Here is a 19,490-nt window from a genome sequence, read left to right as displayed (position 1 = left end):
GAGTAAATAATATATCAAAACCTAACATATATATAATATTGATGCGTTGGATTATGAAAAATCCGTAAAGCATTAATCCTAAGCTAAAAATTACAGTCGATAAAATAAAATCATTTTTCCGAAATTCTTGATGTTCAGCATAAATAAATCCCCAATAAAGTCCCAGACAAAACTGAGATATGTAGCTACCAATAAAATTATTTTGTAAGAAAAACAAGTAAGCATCTACATTTTTATTGGCAAACAGTAAATTTTCAAATAGAAAGTAAAAAGCAATGATTTTTGTCAACAATCCTGCTATATTTCCTAACCATAAAATTGGCTGAGGTTGATTTTTGCATAGTCTAAATATTATGGGTGTTAATAGATAAGCTTGGAGAATTACCGAAAAAAACCAAAAACCTGGGTTAAAATCCTGGTTATGAACACCCGTTAAACCTAAAACTGATAAAATAAATTTTAAATTCCATGTAATTTGAAACTTACCAGAGGATCACTAATAAAGCAAACAAGTGAAAATTACAGCTAACCAATAAGATGGATAAAGTCTCAATAATCTTTTGACCACCCATGATTTCCAATTGATTTTGATTGTATCATTTCCTTGTTTGATTGCGCGAGACATCAAGGCATAGCTAGTGTTAAAACCTGCCATCAAAAAGAATATATCGACGGCAGCATATCCAACTCTGGCAAAATTTCTATCTAAAATATTAATTAATTGAATCCGTTCAGGATAATTCTGTAAAAAATGGAATAAAACAATTCCTATTTTAGCTAATCCTTTTGTCCGATCAATCCAATGAAATCTCTGATTTTTTGTTTGATTTTGAATGTTCATATCCTGTTAATAGTTGATAATTCAGATTCTTTATAAGAAATATATATAGGACTTCTATTTGATTATTGATAGCTTGCTAGGAAAGTGACCATGCAAAACTCCGTACATCCAACTCCTCTAAAACTCTATTTTCTATTCCCTGCCTCTACGAAAAATATGGCTTACGCCACGCTACGCGAACATAAATCAAATCGGATTGTGCTATATACGTTTTTTCCTGGCTTTGGGATTGACTGCTGTTTCTTCTTTAATTTCTTCTTTATCTAATATTGGTAATTTGAATATTATTCCTGCACACAACCAATAATAAACAGCTACTGGATCAACATCTAGAGGGTAGTAATAAGTATTGTAACTAATCAAGAGGACAAACACCCACATACTAGCACCATAAGTTCGTAAGTTACGGTTTTTGATAGAGCGATATGTTTTACGTGCAGCAATGGTAATACTAGTAACAAAAGATAGAAAAGCCATGACTCCGACAATTCCTACTTCATGCAGAAGTTTGGGGTAGTAAGTTTCCACCAACTTGGTTGAACCCAGTACACGAGCTGAATTAGTAGCTCGACCTAAACCACTACCAATGGGGGTGTCAACATCTTTCCAGTTATCCTCAAATTGCTCAAAAATAAACTGGTGAGGAGGTGAGGCATTCCATCTGCCTACAAAACTGTCAATTCTGTCTTGTACAAGGGCGGGATTAGCTGCCATTGCAATCACCAAAATCAGGGCAAATGCTCCTCCTAGTGGTATGAAGCGTTTGAGGTTGCCTAATTGGCCAGTAAATAAGAGCAACAGTACGAAGCAAACTGGTACTAAAGCTAGGGCAATTCTCTGTCCAGAAATCACTGCGTTCACAAATACCAATGCTAACCCTGCCAAACTGATCAATCGCCAAAGCACAGATTTGTCGCTAAAAGTAGTGGCAAAGGTAAAAAACGTACTAGAAATTAAGAACCAAGCCCACTGCCAAGGGGCAACAAAAGTTCCCGGTAAACGAATTACTCCTTGTTCGGGAGTATATAATAATGCTCCACCAACATAGCAACGAGCATCTAATGATGCTTTAAATAAGGCATCTCCTTCTACACCCACAGTACCTTTACATACTCCTATTGTCAGTAGGATGTATTGCATAACTCCCAAAACACCACAGACGATAATCATAACAATCTGAATACGGGATAACAACCAAAAATCCTGCTGATTGCGAATTAAATAGTAGATGCAAGTAATAACGGGTACATAGCCTATAAATACTTTTAATCCTAGAATTCCTACCCCTATGGGTATGTCACCTCCAGATGGGCTTAACTGCTGTCCACCATTGATCATCACTAGGGTGAGCATACAGCAGCCAAAAAGCAGCATAAATGGGGTTTTAATGGCTTTAGGAACGATAAAGGGTTGCTTTTTCTTTTTGCAAGTTTGCCACAGTGCGATCGCCACCGGGAAGAAAAAAGCATCTTTAGCTAATTGCAGTATGGGACTATTGCCCAACCAGTAAATAACTGTACCCGCAAAAGGTACGTATATAATAAAGGCAAATAGAGCAGGGCGTGGATATTTGTAACAAAGAGTAATGACTATAATACCTAATGCACCAGGAACTGCTAATTTAATTCCACCGACGAAAAACAGTACCATTCCTAAAAATAGTCCTGTTCCTGCAACTTTAGTGACTAAGCCTGTAAATTCTTTACGTGCTATGGTGGCTTTGCGCTTTTGGGCTAACTCTTCTTTGAGACTTAGGGCAGGTTTATCTGGTGATGACTGCTTTTTGCCACGCCGAGATTTTTGCTTCGTTTTTGCCATGACTGTTTAGTTGACAGGTAACAGGTGACAGGTGACAGAAAAGAATAGGGTGCGAGGGTGTAAGGGTGTAGGTGAAGAATTTTCTCCCCCTGCCCCTACTGAACGCCTGATAGCGCAGCGTGGCGTAAGCCATACACCTTCTTCAAGCTATGTGTTTCTGTACTTGCGCTACTAGTTCATTTGTCCAATAGTTAGCCAGTTCAGCATTAGCAGCTTCTACCATGACTCTAATCACTGGTTCTGTCCCAGAAGCACGGACTAGGATTCTGCCACTGTCTCCCATTGCAGTTTCGGCTTGGGCGATCGCATTCTGCACTGGTTGACAATTTTGCCATCCTAAACGCTTTTCTCGATCTACTACTCGCACGTTTTTTAACAGTTGGGGATAGGTTTGGAAACTTTGATCTACCATTTCCGCCAAGGAAACACCAGCTTCTTTGACTACGGTGGCTATGTGCAGGGCTGTTAATAAGCCATCACCAGTAATGCCATAATGACGACAAAGAATATGACCTGACTGTTCGCCTCCTAACATTCCCCCAGTTCGTAACATTTCTGCTTGTACATACTGATCACCCACGGCGGTACGCACCAATTTACCACCCAATTGCTGCCAAGCTCTCTCAAACCCTAAGTTAGCCATGACAGTGGAAATAATGAGGTTTTCTGGCAATTGTTGTTTTTGTTGGAGGTAACTACCCCAGAGGTAAAGAATGTAATCACCGTTAACTGGCTTACCAGTATTATCTACAGCTAAAACCCTGTCTGCGTCGCCATCAAAGGCAAAACCCATATCGGCATTGTGTTCTTTAACTGCTGTTTGCAAAATATCCAGGTGTGTGGAACCGCAGTTAACGTTGATGCGATCGCCATCTGCTTCGTTATGCAGACAAATTACCTCTGCCCCCATTTCCGTAAATACTGAAGGCGCTAACCCCACCGCCGCACCCCAAGCTAAATCTAAAACGATCTTCATACCCTGAAGATTAACCGCAGGTTGTAAAGGTGCTTGCAATGCCTCACCATAATGCCCCACTAACTCTGTCCGGGAGTAATGCTTACCACAGCTATTGACGCTGTAAGCAGGTGCAAGATTTCCCCGCAGTCCGGCTTCAATTTCTGCCTGTAATGCTTGGGGTAACTTGGTTCCATTTGCACCAAAAATTTTAATGCCATTGTCTTCTGGCGGATTGTGACTAGCAGAAATCATGACTCCACCAATAGCATCAGTTATGCTGACAAGATAAGCAACACAGGGAGTTGGACACAAGCCTAAATACCAAACTTCCAACCCCGCCGCTGTTAACCCAGCACTCAAGGCCATTGCTAACATATCGCTGGAGTTTCTGGAGTCTTGTCCCAAAATAATCGGACCATGTTGAGGTGCATGAGTACGCAAGACTATCCCTGCCCAAAAACCTATTTGTAAGGCTAAAGGCGCACTTAGTAATTCTCCAACTTTGCCGCGAATGCCATCTGTGCCAAATAAAGGAGTGGCTGGTAAAGAAATGAGATTGAGCGCCAAACTGCTGCCAATACCTGTTTTCATTCCTTCCGATTCAGCAATAGAACCATCCGAAATGCGGCCTTGAGTCCGAGCTATTGATGAAACCATACTTTTAAACACTCCACACAATCACACAGGAGAATAGCACTTTAGCTTGTTTTCAACAATTCTGGGAAAATCGTTTTTCAACAACCAGTGGCTAATCATATTTCTGAATGACTATTGATTTTAACAAATCTATTTTAAGTAAAATTACAGATAGTAACTAATCTTTAACTATGAATATTTGATGAATATATTTGTTTTCCCATGAAGATACAAAAATTTGATATAAACGCTTTTAGGTATAAAAATATACAAATCACCCAAAACTTAAAAAATATTAATATAAATTCTCATCAAATAGTTCTAATGTAACGTTTTAGTGGCATTTTTTCGTCATTCGTAAAACAAGACTCCAGCAGTTAACTTTTTAAAGTTGAGAAATTTAACATGAGCAGCAATTTAGCCTCCAAATTACGAGTAGGTACAAAAAAAGCACATACAATGGCAGAAAACGTGGGTTTTGTCAAGTGCTTTTTAAAAGGAGTAGTGGAGAAAAACTCCTACCGGAAACTGGTTGCTAACTTTTACTTCGTCTACTCCGCTATGGAAGAGGAGATGGAGAAACACAAGGATCATCCCATTGTCGGCAAAATTTATTTTCCTGAACTCAACCGCAAGCATACCTTAGAACAGGACTTAACATACTACTACGGTTACAACTGGCGGGAGCAAATCAAATTATCCTCCGCAGGTGAAGCTTATGTACAGCGTATTCGGGAAATTTCTGCAACAGAACCAGAATTGTTAATTGCTCATTCTTATACTCGTTACCTAGGAGATTTATCCGGAGGACAAATTCTCAAAGGTATTGCCCAAACAGCGATGAACCTGACAGAAGGCGAAGGGACTGCCTTTTATGAGTTTGCAGATATTACCGATGAAAAGGGATTTAAAGCCCAATATCGTCAAAATCTCGATGCTATGCCTATTGATGATGCTACAGGCGATCGCATTGTTGAAGAAGCCAATGCTGCTTTCGGTGTGAACATGAAGATGTTCCAAGAATTAGAAGGTAACTTAATTAAAGCTATCGGTGTCATGCTATACAACACTTTGACACGGAAGCGTACAAGAGGCAGCACTGAATTGGCAACTGCTGAATAATCATTGTTAAGTATAGCAGGTGACAGGTGACAGGTGACAGGTGACAGAGTTGAAAGGCTTTTACTGTCTAGGTTTTATCATTTGTTAATGTCCTAACCACCTTGGCTGTTGCTATATTTTAAAGTCAAACTATCTGGGGGTAATAGCCCTGTGATTGTTTTCTGTAGATGAAAGCAACCGGAGGGAGATTACCCCTAAATTTTATCCTCTAACAGGATTTTGGAGTCACATAATCTTCAGTTAAAGTCTTATTTTAGATATTCCCTGTTTCACCAGCTGCATCTTGTTGTTCAGGCTGAGAAGATGGAGAATAGGTCTCTTTGCCTAATTGATTAGCTAATTCTGCATTCCTATTTTGCTGATTATCTGGTAAACTAACTACTTCTGTAGAAAGCTGACTATCAGGACGAGGTATGATTTGCCTATCTGGAGAAACACCTGTTTCGCTAAAATTATCTGCATTTGGTGGATCTGATATAGTTGGTTGATTTTCAGCAGTAATATCTTTATCAATTTGATCTCGTTTTTGATCATCACTTTTTTCTTTTGCATCTACAAGTTCACCTGTAGATTTTGGTATTTCTGTAGGATTTTTCTGGTTTAAATCTTGAGATTGTTTAGCAAGAGGATCACACTTTGTTTCTGTTGTTTGTACTTGAGAATAACTAGGTTCATTGGGAACTTGAGGAATAGTCTTAGCTTCATTAAAATTAGCTACCAAAGGTACAGCTATTGCTGCTATTTCAGTTGCTTTTTTTGCTCCTGCTTTTGTATTTTCCCACTTTTCTTTTAACACTTCTTCTAAATTATTTGACCAAATGCTCATAATTTAATCCTCCTACTATATTCTCAATATTTAACCAATAAAACGCTCAATAAACCTTGGATTACCTTCCGATATTTCAAGCACCATACCCATAAACAAAGACTTTTGTAACTGCGTTGATAACACCGGAAATAAAAACGGTAAAGTTTGAGAAATCCAATCTTCTAAAGCCTTTCCCGGAGGATTTTGAGACTTAGTTAAATATTCTAAAAACTCTTCTTTCTTCTCAAATAAACTACTATTCTCATACCTAAACACCCCAGGAAACTCATGTTTACCATACTCAGGATGCGGTAAACCCAACTGCAATAAATGTTGAGGAATTTGAGAAATACTCACCCATTGACTTAACACATCACCCCCAGGATTTAAAATAGCCTTCATCAACAAACCATGAGCAAATTCCACATCTTTACCTAACCAACCATGTACCTTTCCTTTTTCCTGGACTGCTTCCAATGCTAACAAAGAAATGGCACTATTTAAAATCCCTTGAATTTGCTCAATTTGTAAATGATTGACCCCCCTACTCACTAAAATCTTACCTAATACTGGCTTAACCAAATCTAACACAGGTGCGCCAAAGGGAGCGGCTAATAATTGTAAAATTATATTAGGTTTTAAAGCCTTATATTCTGGATGTTCAGAAAGTATTTGTACTACATCTGCACCCTGTTCTAAACAGTGCGCTAATAATGGATTTGTGGGACAACCTAAAGGTAAAGCATAAAGTTGGGGATATTTTGCTTGAAAACTTCTTTGAAAGAAACTTTGAATTTCTGCATCTGTTAACCGGGGATTAAAACCATTTTTAGTATTATCTTTAAAATTCGGGGAATTAGTAATACTAGGTTCTAAATTTCCACCAATATAATACAACATTTGCCCAGTTCCTAAAGCAGCTAAAGACTTTTCTTGTTGAGGAGTTAACAACATCGAACGACTTAACGCTTCTCGATTTTTCGCTTCTACAACTCGATGGGCTAATTTAATATTCGTATTCACCATTACATCTGTTACTAAACCATTAGGATTTTGTTCTGCCACTGCAATTCCTTGACCAAAACCCCGCACTTCTGCTAACATATTGGCAAAGTTTTTCACAGCTTTACCTTTAGGATTAGCTTGTTCTTGATTACTAGATTCTGCTACATCACCTAATAAATTGTGTGCTTCTTCAATTAATAACAAATGTTTTAATTCTCCTGTTGCTTGATGTCTTCTTGCTGTCCAATATTGATAACAGCGATTGAGAATTAAACCCATAATAAAAGCGCGGTCATCTGTATTAGTAATTTGACTAATTTCCAAAATTACCGGACGCTGCATTAATTCATCAAAAGGTACTGAGTGAGTAGTATTTAACATCCTCCCCAAAGCACCACGACAGAATTTATTTAACCGCACTGATAAAGCCGCCGTAATTTCATCAGTGGTTTCTTTTTTGTAACCAAGTTTGGGAACAATTTCCGGTATTAAATTGATTAAATCAGAGAATTGGGGCGGACTTAATTTACTGTTATCACCTAAAATTGTAAAACCTTTCCTTTTATATGCTTCCTGTATTAATTGTTCAACCACATTTGGCAAAGGACCCCACATACTCATAGACACAGAAAATAAATCTATCAATGCCCCTAAATGGCTATCTAAATTGATGGTTGGGGGAACTTCAAAGGGATTAAATCTAAATGGTGCTACCCGTTCATCTCCCAAAGTAAATATTAATAAATCATTGGTTAAACTAGCAACAGAACGCAGTCCGCGATATTCAGTTTTTGCAGGTTCTAATACCATCCAAGGAATGCGATGTTCTCGCCATAATGTTTCTAATAAATATAAAGATGTATTGGTTTTTCCACTTCCGGGAACACCACAAATTAATAAATGTTGAGTTAATTGTTTTTTGCTTAATTCCAGTGAACCAATGCGAATTTCTGTCGTTGTAGTGCTGACTTTTTGTGGACGACGGGCATCTTTAGCACCTGGTGCGGAAGGTAAACCCCACACACCGTTTCTATCCGCAATGGGGAGACGAAAAACACTATGGACTTCTTCAGGACTAAATAACCAAGGTAAGCGGATTAAATCATAATTATTTGCCCAACGGTGTACAGTTAAGTCAACCCAATTTTGACAAACTGCCATTTTTTGCGCTTCAGTTTCGGCTATAACTACCCCTCCACTTCCCCGCAGTTGGGTTTCGGTTTGGGGTTTACCATCAATAGCGGTTTGAAATGCAGCAATAACAGACTGAGGTAAAGTAGACTCAGACATGACGCTAATAGTCATTTCCCAAGGACTACGCCAATTTGTTTGTAATTTAGTCCATGCTTGAGAAGCTTGTTCTGCTTCTACGAGTTTTTCTTGATAGGTGACACCGCTAGACATGATGCGGTTTTGAGAATTTTCGCTGCGGCTAATGCTGGCAATATTGGCATACATCCGCGCTTGTTCTGATAAATATTTATTCTCTTTATCTGTGAGTTGGGTAGGTTTTAAATTAATAGCGATACCTGCGGGGGTGGGATGACATAATAAGGCGCGGAATAATTCTTGAAAGTTGGAATTATTAGCACACCAAGAGTCAATACGCACAGCAAAAGCATCGGGAATATCTGCACTGGTGATAGTTTGTAATTTGGTAATGGTGCGGCGAAATTCTCCTATTTGTCCTTGGGGTGAAGGTAAAAAAGGTAAACGCAGTAAAGCTAATTCTTCGGCATTTTGACAAAGTTGGAGAGGGTAGCCATTGGGGAAAGTATCGCGGACTTTGTTAAAAAAATTACGGGCGGCGTTGATGGTTTCCGCTTCGTTTTGTCCTTCGGTTTTACCCACTAAACCAAAGATTAAATCTTGTTCGGTATCACCGCTAGTAATTAAGCGCAAAGAGAGGGTAAAACGACTTTCTCCATGTAGTTGTTGTATCCATCTTTGTTGTGATTGTAGCAGTTGATTGAGGGCGGTATCATAACTCATTCCTGTGCGGGACTGTTCGAGGGAGATAATATCAGGAATTGCGGGAATTATAGCACCCCAAAATACGGCGATGGTTTGGGTTTCTGTGGGTTCAATGGCGACGGAGGGGGCGGTGTTGGTTTCCCATTTAGTGAGTTGTGAAAGCATAAAAATTTATCAACATTAATATGATACTTGAACTGTTCCAGGAGCGCACTTTGGTTTACCATTAACTAGCTGAGGCGCTGGTGGTGGATTTTTTGAGGGTTTTTCAGTTTCACACACTATAGGAATGATAGTATTATTGCTATTCACAAAAACTCCTCCCGAATAACTTTTTAACCCATCTCTATTAGCTACTGCTATAGGTTGAATTGCTGTATCATTGAGAATATTAATACTATAAGAATATTTTTCTTCTTCCGTTGTAGTCAGAGGACTTAATTCTCTCAGGTTAGTTGTAAATTTACGGTTTTTAAGATAAAAAACTTCTGAAGATATATATAGGATTTCGATGTTTTCTTTGGCTATCTTTTCTTGATTGTCAGGTAGAGAATTTAATAAATATAACACAATAGAGCCTATTATAAGAATTAAAATTGATATCACTCCATAACCACGTAATCCCCACCAAATAAATGTAGAATTATTTACATTCAATGGTGTTTTATCACTGTATAATTTTTCTGAAATTGATTGATTATTAAAAGTATCATTTACTGAGGGTATCACGTACATCAATGTAGAATAAATTTCTGAATCATTGTTATTTTTATCATAAAAATCTTGATTAACTGGTAAAGAAATTACAGATTGAACAGGGGTATAAAAATCTAAATCTTCTATAATTTCATTAATATAATTAAACCGACCTTGTGCAGAATTACCAATCATTCGATTAATAACATCTGTAAATTGGTCACTGACAAAACAATAATCTTGCCAATTCCAACTACCATCAGCATTTCTTAATGAATTAGCTAATTTACCAGTGATTAATTCAATAATTACCACACCTAAAGCATAAATATCTTGCTGTATATTTATCTGATTTGCTGGTTGTGGTGTTGGTGTAGCTGTGAGGATTATCTGCTGATTATTTTGAATAATGGTATTTAAGGAAATTTGACTATGTGCTTGATTTTGTTGATGTAAATAGTCAACTTGTGGGAGAAGTTGACGTAAAATGTTTGTTGCTTCAACTTCAGAAAATCCCTTTCCTTGACGTTGTGCGAGTACAGCGCGTAATGTTTGGTTTTGTGAGTTGTTTTGCATGGTTTGAGTTACCCTAATAATGTAAGTTTTAGTTGTCTGAATCAGGATGTCCAGGATTAAAGGATGAACAGGATGTAAACTGGGATTTTATCAAAAAGTGTCTAGGTTTTATCTAAGAGTGTATTTTGCAAAAAATTAGGATTTAAATCCCAAGTTTCATCAATAAATTCTAAATTTTCATTATACACAAGTATAACTTCACCTATATCTTGCAATTCTTGTAAATGATTATGAATAAAACCTTTGATGAGAAATTTTAATTGGATAAATCTTTGTTCACGAGTAACACCAATAGAACTACTAGCTAATTCGGTTTCTATATTAGAAGGTAAATTAACTGTTTCATAATATTGATCATTCTCATCCCAATAACCACATATTTGATAATTACATAAATTCAGGTGTTCTCTGATCAGGTTATCAGCATTGAGATTTACTAAAACCTCACTTAAATCTTGCCAAACAGGATGATCTTTTAATTTTAGATTGGTCATAATTTCATGTCTCTCAATTAATGTTCTGTTACAAAACCTGGAAAATGTAGCACCCCTTCTATAAACTCTACAGGGTTTATTAGGGAGCTTTTTATTAAATTGAGTTACGTCTTAATTTCTAGATAAATTGATTGTTCCTGGTGGACATTCTGGCTGATCATTGATTAATTGAGGTGCTGGTGGTGTGGTTGCTGAGGGTGTTTCTGTTTGACAAAGTATAGCAACTGTTGACTTATTGCTAGTGACAAAAACTCCTCCTGAAAAATTTGTTAATTCTGCTTTTTTAGCTACTCCTATAGTTTGAACTGCTGTATTACTAAGAATGTTGATACGGTAGGAATAGTTTTCTGTTTCTGTATTAATACCAATTCCTAATTTTTCGACATCAGCAGTGAATTGATTATTTTCAACGTAATAAGCTTGTTCTCCCCTATTCATACTACCAACATAGGTTTTACCTTCTGCTTGACGTGCTTTCTTAGCTTGATTTAAAAGTCCCCATCCTATGATAGAATCAGAGTTTATAGAAGAATTATTAGCAGAAGTATTGACAGATTGATTATTAGAGTTATTCTCAGATAACTTATACAAGTTAATTAATGGACGACTAGCTATTAAATTATTATTCTGGTAAACTCGAAGTATAGCATTTGTGTAGTTCGTATCTTGATAACTTGGTGGTAAATATAAATAATTCCCATTCCAAAACCCACTATCTGAACCGGAAAGTTTAATGCTACTACCACTATTTTTATCGTAACCAAAATAATATAAGGATCTTCCGTTTGCACCACAAACAGCAAAGCGAAATTGTTCAGTTTCTCCAATTAAATATAATTTGGTAGTTTCTGGACAAGTAGCAAAAGCATTGCTAGGAGAAAAAGCTGATGGTATATAAGTGGGTAGGACTTGATCTAACTTATTTTCCGATGTTGTAGTTGAGGAGTTGGGTATAGGATCAGAGACATCAGAATTTGTGGTATTGGGAGTATTTTCAGTTGTTGATGATGGTGTGGAAGATTCAGTTACAGTTTGGATATTTTGTCGGGAGTTAAGAAATTGTAATAAACCAAAACCTACTAAACAAATAACAATTGTAACTCCACTGCTGATTAAAATTAACTGTAATTGAGTGAATTTAGAATTTTGTTGTGAATTGGTAGCAACAGAATAAGTTGGTTGATAAGCTGGGACAGAACTTGATATGTTTTTGACAGATACATCTTGTGGTTGAGTAGCAGGTGTAAATACAGAATTAATTGCTGATAACATCTGCATAGCATCAGGGTAACGATATTGCGGCTGAATTGCTATAGCCTGTTCTAAAATACCAGCTAATTGGTCACTTACAAAACAGTCATCTTGCCAATTCCAAGTACCATCATAATTTCGTAATAATTCAGGACTTTTACCTGTTAATAACACAATCATAGTCACACCCAAAGCATAAATATCTCCAGATGTACTTATTTGTCCTGTGTGTAATTGTTCCGGTGCAGCATAACTAGGATGAGCAAATCCTGGACTGTTCAATAAAACAGTTTGCAAATTACTTTGATTTTGTGCCAATGTATCAGAAGAAATTGCCCCATGTGCCAATCCTTGAAGATGAATTTGTGCTAGTTGGGGTAAAACTTGCCGCAAAATATCTATAGTTTCTGCTTCTGAAAAACCCCTTCCTAGACGTTCAAGAATTAATGTACTGTAAGGTTTGGTGTAAAGATTGTCTTGCATATATTTATCCTGCCTTATCCTGCCAGCATTTGCTGAATTTTTATTAACATAGAACGTATTTTTTGATTTTCTGGCTGTAATTTCACTGCTTGGTTTAAAGCTATAATTGCTCCTTGATAATCCTGCAAATTGGCTTTAGCAATTCCTAATCCATACCAAGCATTACCATCATTTGGTATTTGTTTAGTGAATTGTTCCCAGTAATAAGCTGCTTTGTGATGATCCTCTATTTCTTCGGAAAATTCTGCCCCCAATCTCATTACTTGAATATAGTATTTGTTGTACATTTGTTGTTGATTTGGATCTTTCTGAACTGCACTATAGGCAATCATCAGTGATTGATGAACCCTGCCTAGTTTAAGGTTTAATTTAGCAGCATTCCAAATTTCAGCAGCAGATGTATTAGAGTTTATTTTTTGTAAAGAGACAGTTGGGGACAGCATAATTTAATTAACCCGATATTCAACGACGAAAAGTTTTATTACCTAAAGATGTGCGAGTCAAGATTTGTTTAACTTGTTCTTCTGTGTAACCTTTATTTTCTAACAAGGGTTTCAGAACATCTTCCACTTGCTTGGATACCATATCATCTAGTTTTTTTGCATCTATTAAATCTAGTGGTGGTATATCTAAATCTTGTCCTTTCTTTTGTCTTAAAAAAAATATTAATAAGACAATACCAACTACGGGTGTAATTCCCCCAAATAATCCCAAAATCCAATTTAATATGTCCATGATTTATGTTTGGGTAATTCTTGTCAATAAATGATTAATAAGGAAAAGACCTTTGGAAAGCTGTAATACCAGCCGCTATAGATATTAAAAATAACGTTGGCACTACTAACAAACCAGTCACTAAACGAGCATTGGCTTTTTTAGGAACAATGTTCATTGATTGCATAATTAAAGGAGTTAGCCAATATATTTCACCCCATATAGTTAATGGTGTGATAATCATGAAGAAATTTCCAGTTGGTAATGCAAATAGAGTAATAAAAATTGCTAGTATTAACCAAAGAAGTATAATCACTGAAGTTGGATCTGGTTCAAAGCGAGTTACCCAACTTACAAACAAGTCTGAACCGTAATTTTCTACTAACAAATAAGTGCGGACACGATGATAGGAAACAACGCAAAATCTTCTATAGTCTGCTTCATTTAACTTGCTGCGTCGAATAGGAAATAGTTCTACTCCCAAAAAAGACTGAGTAGCTGAATCAGCTATATGAGCATCTGTTAAACGAGCAATAAAACAATCAGTATCTTGATACTGTTGCATCTTACTGAGTCTTTCTTCAATAGCATCAGTGATAGCTTGTTCAGATTCTTGAAAGTCAGGGAGAATGTAACCATCAAAGGAATTAAAGTTATTACTTTTATCATTGCTACCAAACCCACGTATCCAAGGGGTATTTCTAAACCCTGTGGTCATGTGAAACCAAGTTGCTAAATGCCCTATTCCTTCAAGTTTTGCTGCTTGTTTCTCTACATATTCTCTCCAACTCAAGACTTTGCGTGAGTAAGACTGATTTCTATTAGTATTTCTGCTGACAGATTGTCCATCTCTGTATTGATAATGACCCCCATTGCTCACTGGTTTTTGAAGCTTGGGAGTAGGAGGTGTATAAACCGGTTGCGGTGGTGGGGGTGGTGCTGGTGGTGCTGGTGCGTTAGAAGCAACGTTTCCCACTGGTGTGACTGTGATAAAAATACCTCCACCGACAGCAATCCGTGTTTCTCTGGTAATTTGGTAGTCGGTAATACGCTGACTATCAATAAATGTACCGTTGCTGCTAACTAAGTCCTGTGCTTGCCAAGTTTGGGTGTATTTGTCAAAATATAGCCTGAGATGGCGATCGCTCACAATGTCAGGATAGGGTAAAGTAATGTCACAACCTGAACCACTACCAATAATGCACTCACGGTTAGGTGTAAGTGTCCAGTTTTTATCTGTTCCACCTGTTTGTTGTACGATTTTGAGTTGCATAGATTTTTTTTGTCTTAAAGCCTGAGTAAAATATGACTTTGAGATTTGACGTATAATGAATATACGTATTGTGTACTAATTCAATTTAGATTGTTATATATGCAGTTTTGTTAGGTATAAAATTTAATAAGTTTTTAAGGATGATGTTGACAATATTTACAATAGACATCTGTGGAAAAAGGATGTAAAGACTTTGCATACAAAACCCCCCCTGTTTCCTAATATTCCTATCTTCTCTGCTTCCTGACTACTTAGAACAATCGGAATGTGTTAGCCTGTGGACTAGATAGTGCTGAAACTTCTAGAGTGAAGCAGGAAGAAAAAGCTGACTTTTGTTAGCATGAGTTAGCTTTTTTGGACTCAGAGTATCAAATTCTTATTCTAATCGCTGTAAAAATGTCTGTTTATAATCCAGAACCCAATCCAGGTCTCCGTAGAAATCACTTTCGTAAAGTTTGTGAAAATGGATTTGGAGATCGTTACAACGGCTACGCCTATTCAATGGCTTGGTTTAATGATCATCTCTATGTTGGAACTTCTCGTGCCAATTTGTGTCTTCTCAAGTTTGCCATGCCATTTGTCACAATGGATTATTGGCCTGTTGAATGCCCTTACTTCAACTACACACCAGAATTTGAGCATCAATGCGCTCGTGGTGAAATATGGAGTTTTAATCCCTTATTAAACCACTGGAATCGGGTTTATCAATCTCCTCTGATTACAGATGCTGAAGGTGTTGAATTCAGCCGAGATTTGGGCTATCGAGGAATGACAGTATTTCAAGGGAAATCAGATTCTAAGCCAGCTCTCTATGTATCAACTTGGTCACGATCACGGGGGACAGGTCCTGATATTTTGCGTAGTGAGGATGGAAAAACATTTATAACTACGCCTAAACCGCGTTTTATGACTCAAGGAAGAGATATAACAGTAACGGCTATTCGGGTACTAGTTTCCTTTAAAGGGAAGCTATATACAGCACCAACGGGAGCGGCTAAGGGAAATGTCAATGCATCTGGTATTTCCCTTGTTTATGAAAGTGACGACCCAGCAGTAGGAAACTGGCGTTGTGTAAATGAACCTGGGTTTGGACAGTTACCAGATGTTATGACCATTTATGAAATGGCCGTTTTAGGTGACTACCTCTATGCTGGTACTGCTGGTCTGAGTGGGTTTCAAATTTGGCGAACAGATGCGGAAGGTGTTCCACCTTATCGTTGGGAGAAAGTGATCACCAATGGTGCTGAACGTGGTGCTTTAAACCAAGGCCCTTCCAGCATGATTTCCTTTAAAGGTGCGCTCTACATTGGAACAGGAATTCAAAACGGTGGATATGATCACCGTAATAAAATCGGACCCGCTGCTTCTGAAATTATCAGATTGCACCCTGATGGTTCTTGGGATATTGTCGTCGGTACTGCTAGAAACGGTAAAAAATCTCTAAGTGGATTAGGCCCTGGTTTTAATAACTACTTTTGTGGTTACCTCTGGAGAATGGGAATTTACGAAGACTGGCTTTATGCAGGTACGATGGACTGGAGTCTTATTTTGAGATATGTCAAATTAGAAGAAAAACCATTAAAGGTTGCTCGAATGATTGCGGCTTTAGGTGTGGAAGAATTCATTAAGAATAATGGAGGATCTGCTCTTTGGCGGACTTATGATGGAGAGAATTGGCTACCAGTAACTCAAAATGGCTTTAAAAATCCTTACAACTATGGGATTCGCAATATTGTTCCCACACCTCATGGTCTTTTTATTGGTACAGCCAATCCTTTTGGTCCTCGTGCTGCTATCCGAACTAACAAAAAGCAGTGGGAGTGGACTTATGAAGATAACCCAGATGGTGGTCTGGAAGTTTGGCAGGGTGTTTTTTAGCTTAAACAGCAAAAGCATTTACTAGCAGTTACTAGCCCCACACTCATCGGAAAGGGAGTGTGTGGAGTACGTCACGGAAAATACCAACATTTTCTGCATCTTCCTTTCTCCCCCCTGTTTCCTCAACTTCCTATCTTCTCAGCTTCCTGACTACTGGCAACAACAGGAACTGTGAAGTGAAACTGACTACCTTGGTCTTTACCGCTAGACTCTGCCCAAATTTTTCCATTCCAGCCTTTGACTATTTGCCGACAAATGGCCAAACCTAAACCTGTACCTCCCGCAGTCCGTCTTAACGCCCCCTCTTCTTGGTAAAATCGGTCAAATACTATTTCTAAGCGATTGGGTTCAATGCCCCGACCAGTGTCAGCAACTGTAACTTCCACCATCTGATTTGAGTTGTAAGTAGCATGAATGGTAATTTCTCCCGTTGCTGGTGTAAATTTACAAGCATTATCTATGAGTTTTGCTAGTACCTCTACTAACCAATCACCATCTGCCCTAATCAGAGGTAAGGTTTTAGCAATTTCCGTTTTAATTTCTGGGATCTTTTCTGTCGATGACCGTGTACGCAGACGACTGAGGGACAAATCTATACATTCTTGTAAAGTTAAAGATTCGGGATGCCATTCTACTCGACCGCTTTCTAGGTTAGAAAGGGTGAGGAAATCTTGCACCAGTTTTCGCATCCGTTCGGAGTCAGAAAGGGCTGTACTGAGCATTACCTGTTGCAACTCTAAAGGCATATCTGGCTCACTAGCTAGACTTTCTAGACAAACTTGAATGGTAGATAGAGGGGTACGGAGTTCATGACCGGTAATAGCTATCAAGTTACTGCGGGTGCGGTCTAGGGCTTCTAATTGCTGATTTAGTTTTTCCAAGTTAGCAAAAGCTTCTGCTTGAATTAGGGCTGCTCCTATTTGGGTAGCGATCGCTTTAACTAAATCTAATTCCCCTGGTTGCCACTCATGGCCAGGAAAATAACAATAATGTAACTCAACAATGCCTAACAGTCGTCCCTGAAATAATACTGGTTCCATTAACCAAGAACGCACCCCAAATTTCCTGACTATTAACGATAAAGCTGGTGAATTTTTAACGCGGGAGTCTGTTACAGTATCGGCAACACATACACCTTCAAGTTGTTTTAGTATGTCTTGAAACAAAGGGTTGTGTTGTAAATCCCAGGTTTCACCTAAAACAGATGTTACACCCTTGTTTAAAAACTCATGCTCAATCGTGGCTTTCGCATCGGTAGCTTGAGCGCGATAAATTAGACAACGACCTGCTTCTAGATGTTGACCTAACTCTTGAGCCGCTACTTGTAAAATTTCTTTGGAATCGAGCGATCGCCTAATAGCTGTACTAATGGAATTAACTAACCTTTCTTTCCTGGCTTGGGCAGCGATAGAACGGTAAGCTTTATGTAATTTATACTGACTAGCTTGTAAATAAGTCACTAATCTCTGTACAAAAGGGTCAGTATCAATATCACAGGCATATTCATTTTGAATTGCTGGTTTCAACTCTTTTCTGGAATCCCCAATGCTAAACCGCTGACGTACCTGAGCGACTTTTTCTGTCAGATCCGGTCTATAAACCACAATCCTGCTTAATATCAACTCTGCCGCTTTGAGGCTGACTCCTCTCTCTGAAGTCCAAATCCCCTCAAATCTCCGCGCTGTATCCATATCTAAACCAGGAACAATCTCTGGGAACTCCTGATTTTTGGCACTCGACCCCAAGTTTTCTCGACACACTAAACAGGTAGCATAATTATCAGCAATTACTACTAAATGCCATTCTTGACTTAACGCATCATCCGGCTCAAAAGCTACTTTTTCATAATATTCTGAACTATTGACAAAATCCGTTTCCGGAGCAGATAATACGTATATTTGGTTACTTCGCTGAGAAAGCCGCTGATAACGATGAGCTTCTTGACGGTAGAATCGCTCTCGTTGAAAACTAGCAATAATCAGAGGCTGATCCAAGGTGGCAGCCAAAACCTGATCTTCCATTGCGTGGGAAAGCGCCGTTAGTGAAGCCTTGAAATATAACTGAGGTCGCAGGTAGGGTAGTGACTGTAGCAAATCACTCAGAACAGAAGTCGAAATGCTCATGAATATTGTTAAACGGCCAATCTAGACGAGATCCACTTCACAGCAGCATTGTATAGCAGTCAGCAACAGGGTGTAGGGGGTAGGGTATAGGGTGTAGGGAAGACAGGGTTGGACGGAGCTTGAACTCCCAAGGACGCTCGCGTCTTGAAAAGACGGGGCTTGTATCCCAAAGATGGTCAGTGAGTCTGTCGAACTGTTGTTGGGGCTGTCTGTAAGCCTCATACCCCACACCCCACACCCCAAAAGGGCTTGGTCAGCATCAGCTTTTTAAAACTCCTATCTGAAGTGCGTAGCATGGTGCAAGCCATTCAGGATTTGAGTCTTTAAGGTTCTCCAATCACCCTAATAACTGCTATCAAAATCAAAATCAAAATTGAGGTGATTGGTGATTGGTGATTGGTGATTGGTAATTAGAAAAACTTTTACCCATCTTACCTATTAATTATCACCGTTTACCTATTACCATTCCTCAATCTCTGGGCTTGAGAAAGCACCTTTCCAGATATTAACCCAAAAAACACCCTGGTAAGTTTAGGTACTGCTGATGCTTGACAAAACTCAAAATATTTTTAACTGAACATATTGATGAGTATTTTCCAGGTTTAGTGTCTCTCAATGCTCATCAACGAAATAAAACCGTTGAAAATCCCCAGTTTCCAGCCTTGACTTCAGAGTGAGAACGTATAGATTTATAGAGATTTGGGAATAGGTGACAGGTGACAGGTGACAGGTGACAGTAAGAAGAGAATAGGAGTATGGCTAACGCCAAGCTGCGCTATCAGGAGTAAGAAGAAAGAACGAAAATTTCCCCATGCCTCCCTTGCCTCCTACACCCCACAC

Annotated in this window: 15 protein-coding genes; 2 read left to right on the top strand and 13 right to left on the bottom strand. The window is 38.3% G+C overall.

What is annotated here, in order from left to right; all coding sequences use genetic code 11:
• The 4 genes from A0J48_RS27235 to glmM all read right to left on the bottom strand — a co-directional run.
• The coding region (locus A0J48_RS27235; RefSeq protein ID WP_234301091.1) for a hypothetical protein at window positions 1-292 on the bottom strand (292 nt) is incomplete at its 3' end.
• A gap of 204 nt (window positions 293-496) precedes the next feature.
• The gene (locus tag A0J48_RS22015; RefSeq protein ID WP_200326728.1) at window positions 497-841 is read right to left on the bottom strand and encodes an acyltransferase family protein; all 345 of its coding nucleotides are present in this window, start codon (window positions 839-841) and stop codon (window positions 497-499) included.
• Between the two features lie 201 nt (window positions 842-1,042).
• Window positions 1,043-2,659, bottom strand: a complete 1,617-nt coding sequence (gene hpsL / locus A0J48_RS22010; RefSeq protein ID WP_200326727.1) for a hormogonium polysaccharide biosynthesis protein HpsL — start codon at window positions 2,657-2,659, stop codon at window positions 1,043-1,045.
• Window positions 2,660-2,801: 142 nt separating this feature from the next.
• Window positions 2,802-4,274: a phosphoglucosamine mutase gene (gene glmM, locus A0J48_RS22005; protein WP_200326726.1), complete on the bottom strand. Its 1,473-nt coding sequence runs from the start codon at window positions 4,272-4,274 to the stop codon at window positions 2,802-2,804.
• Window positions 4,275-4,658: 384 nt separating this feature from the next.
• On the opposite strand from glmM, the gene A0J48_RS22000 reads away from it, so the two are divergent.
• Window positions 4,659-5,375: a biliverdin-producing heme oxygenase gene (locus A0J48_RS22000; protein WP_200326725.1), complete on the top strand. Its 717-nt coding sequence runs from the start codon at window positions 4,659-4,661 to the stop codon at window positions 5,373-5,375.
• Window positions 5,376-5,628: 253 nt separating this feature from the next.
• Here the strand turns inward: A0J48_RS22000 and A0J48_RS21995 are convergent, their stop codons facing one another.
• From A0J48_RS21995 to A0J48_RS21960, 8 genes are all read right to left on the bottom strand, one after another.
• Window positions 5,629-6,201, bottom strand: coding sequence for a hypothetical protein (locus A0J48_RS21995; RefSeq protein WP_200326724.1), 573 nt, complete (start codon window positions 6,199-6,201; stop codon window positions 5,629-5,631).
• A 30-nt stretch (window positions 6,202-6,231) separates the two neighbouring features.
• On the bottom strand, window positions 6,232-9,327 hold the full coding sequence (locus A0J48_RS21990) for an ATP-binding protein (protein WP_200326723.1): 3,096 nt from the start codon (window positions 9,325-9,327) through the stop codon (window positions 6,232-6,234).
• 15 nt (window positions 9,328-9,342) lie between these two features.
• Window positions 9,343-10,434: a type IV pilin-like G/H family protein gene (locus tag A0J48_RS21985; protein WP_200326722.1), complete on the bottom strand. Its 1,092-nt coding sequence runs from the start codon at window positions 10,432-10,434 to the stop codon at window positions 9,343-9,345.
• Window positions 10,435-10,535: 101 nt separating this feature from the next.
• Window positions 10,536-10,928: a hypothetical protein gene (locus A0J48_RS21980; protein ID WP_200326721.1), complete on the bottom strand. Its 393-nt coding sequence runs from the start codon at window positions 10,926-10,928 to the stop codon at window positions 10,536-10,538.
• 111 nt (window positions 10,929-11,039) lie between these two features.
• Window positions 11,040-12,662: a type IV pilin-like G/H family protein gene (locus tag A0J48_RS21975; RefSeq protein WP_200326720.1), complete on the bottom strand. Its 1,623-nt coding sequence runs from the start codon at window positions 12,660-12,662 to the stop codon at window positions 11,040-11,042.
• A gap of 14 nt (window positions 12,663-12,676) precedes the next feature.
• A complete protein-coding gene (locus A0J48_RS21970; protein WP_200326719.1) occupies window positions 12,677-13,105 on the bottom strand; it encodes a tetratricopeptide repeat protein in 429 nt (142 codons plus the stop codon).
• A 19-nt stretch (window positions 13,106-13,124) separates the two neighbouring features.
• Window positions 13,125-13,397, bottom strand: a complete 273-nt coding sequence (locus A0J48_RS21965; protein ID WP_200326718.1) for a hypothetical protein — start codon at window positions 13,395-13,397, stop codon at window positions 13,125-13,127.
• Window positions 13,398-13,431: 34 nt separating this feature from the next.
• The gene (locus tag A0J48_RS21960; protein ID WP_200326717.1) at window positions 13,432-14,649 is read right to left on the bottom strand and encodes an FHA domain-containing protein; all 1,218 of its coding nucleotides are present in this window, start codon (window positions 14,647-14,649) and stop codon (window positions 13,432-13,434) included.
• A gap of 396 nt (window positions 14,650-15,045) precedes the next feature.
• Between A0J48_RS21960 and A0J48_RS21955 the strand changes: the two genes are divergently transcribed.
• Complete coding sequence (locus A0J48_RS21955) at window positions 15,046-16,527, top strand: hypothetical protein (protein WP_200326716.1); 1,482 nt, start codon at window positions 15,046-15,048, stop codon at window positions 16,525-16,527.
• Between the two features lie 122 nt (window positions 16,528-16,649).
• Here the strand turns inward: A0J48_RS21955 and A0J48_RS21950 are convergent, their stop codons facing one another.
• Window positions 16,650-18,650, bottom strand: a complete 2,001-nt coding sequence (locus A0J48_RS21950; protein WP_200326715.1) for a DICT sensory domain-containing protein — start codon at window positions 18,648-18,650, stop codon at window positions 16,650-16,652.
• Window positions 18,651-19,490: the final 840 nt, after the last annotated feature.

Origin of the sequence: Sphaerospermopsis aphanizomenoides BCCUSP55 (assembly GCF_001586785.1) — a bacterium.
Classification (GTDB): Bacteria; Cyanobacteriota; Cyanobacteriia; order Cyanobacteriales; family Nostocaceae; genus Sphaerospermopsis_A; species Sphaerospermopsis_A aphanizomenoides_A.
This window is presented reverse-complemented; position numbering and strand designations above follow the sequence as displayed.

What these genes read in the sequence shown, in the direction of transcription:
- A0J48_RS22015 (WP_200326728.1), bottom strand. Translation starts at nt 841, where the DNA reads ATGAACATTCAAAATCAAACAAAAAATCAGAGATTTCATTGGATTGAT.
- hpsL (WP_200326727.1), bottom strand. Translation starts at nt 2,659, where the DNA reads ATGGCAAAAACGAAGCAAAAATCTCGGCGTGGCAAAAAGCAGTCATCA.
- glmM (WP_200326726.1), bottom strand. Translation starts at nt 4,274, where the DNA reads ATGGTTTCATCAATAGCTCGGACTCAAGGCCGCATTTCGGATGGTTCT.
- A0J48_RS22000 (WP_200326725.1), top strand. Translation starts at nt 4,659, where the DNA reads ATGAGCAGCAATTTAGCCTCCAAATTACGAGTAGGTACAAAAAAAGCA.
- A0J48_RS21995 (WP_200326724.1), bottom strand. Translation starts at nt 6,201, where the DNA reads ATGAGCATTTGGTCAAATAATTTAGAAGAAGTGTTAAAAGAAAAGTGG.
- A0J48_RS21990 (WP_200326723.1), bottom strand. Translation starts at nt 9,327, where the DNA reads ATGCTTTCACAACTCACTAAATGGGAAACCAACACCGCCCCCTCCGTC.
- A0J48_RS21985 (WP_200326722.1), bottom strand. Translation starts at nt 10,434, where the DNA reads ATGCAAAACAACTCACAAAACCAAACATTACGCGCTGTACTCGCACAA.
- A0J48_RS21980 (WP_200326721.1), bottom strand. Translation starts at nt 10,928, where the DNA reads ATGACCAATCTAAAATTAAAAGATCATCCTGTTTGGCAAGATTTAAGT.
- A0J48_RS21975 (WP_200326720.1), bottom strand. Translation starts at nt 12,662, where the DNA reads ATGCAAGACAATCTTTACACCAAACCTTACAGTACATTAATTCTTGAA.
- A0J48_RS21970 (WP_200326719.1), bottom strand. Translation starts at nt 13,105, where the DNA reads ATGCTGTCCCCAACTGTCTCTTTACAAAAAATAAACTCTAATACATCT.
- A0J48_RS21965 (WP_200326718.1), bottom strand. Translation starts at nt 13,397, where the DNA reads ATGGACATATTAAATTGGATTTTGGGATTATTTGGGGGAATTACACCC.
- A0J48_RS21960 (WP_200326717.1), bottom strand. Translation starts at nt 14,649, where the DNA reads ATGCAACTCAAAATCGTACAACAAACAGGTGGAACAGATAAAAACTGG.
- A0J48_RS21955 (WP_200326716.1), top strand. Translation starts at nt 15,046, where the DNA reads ATGTCTGTTTATAATCCAGAACCCAATCCAGGTCTCCGTAGAAATCAC.
- A0J48_RS21950 (WP_200326715.1), bottom strand. Translation starts at nt 18,650, where the DNA reads ATGAGCATTTCGACTTCTGTTCTGAGTGATTTGCTACAGTCACTACCC.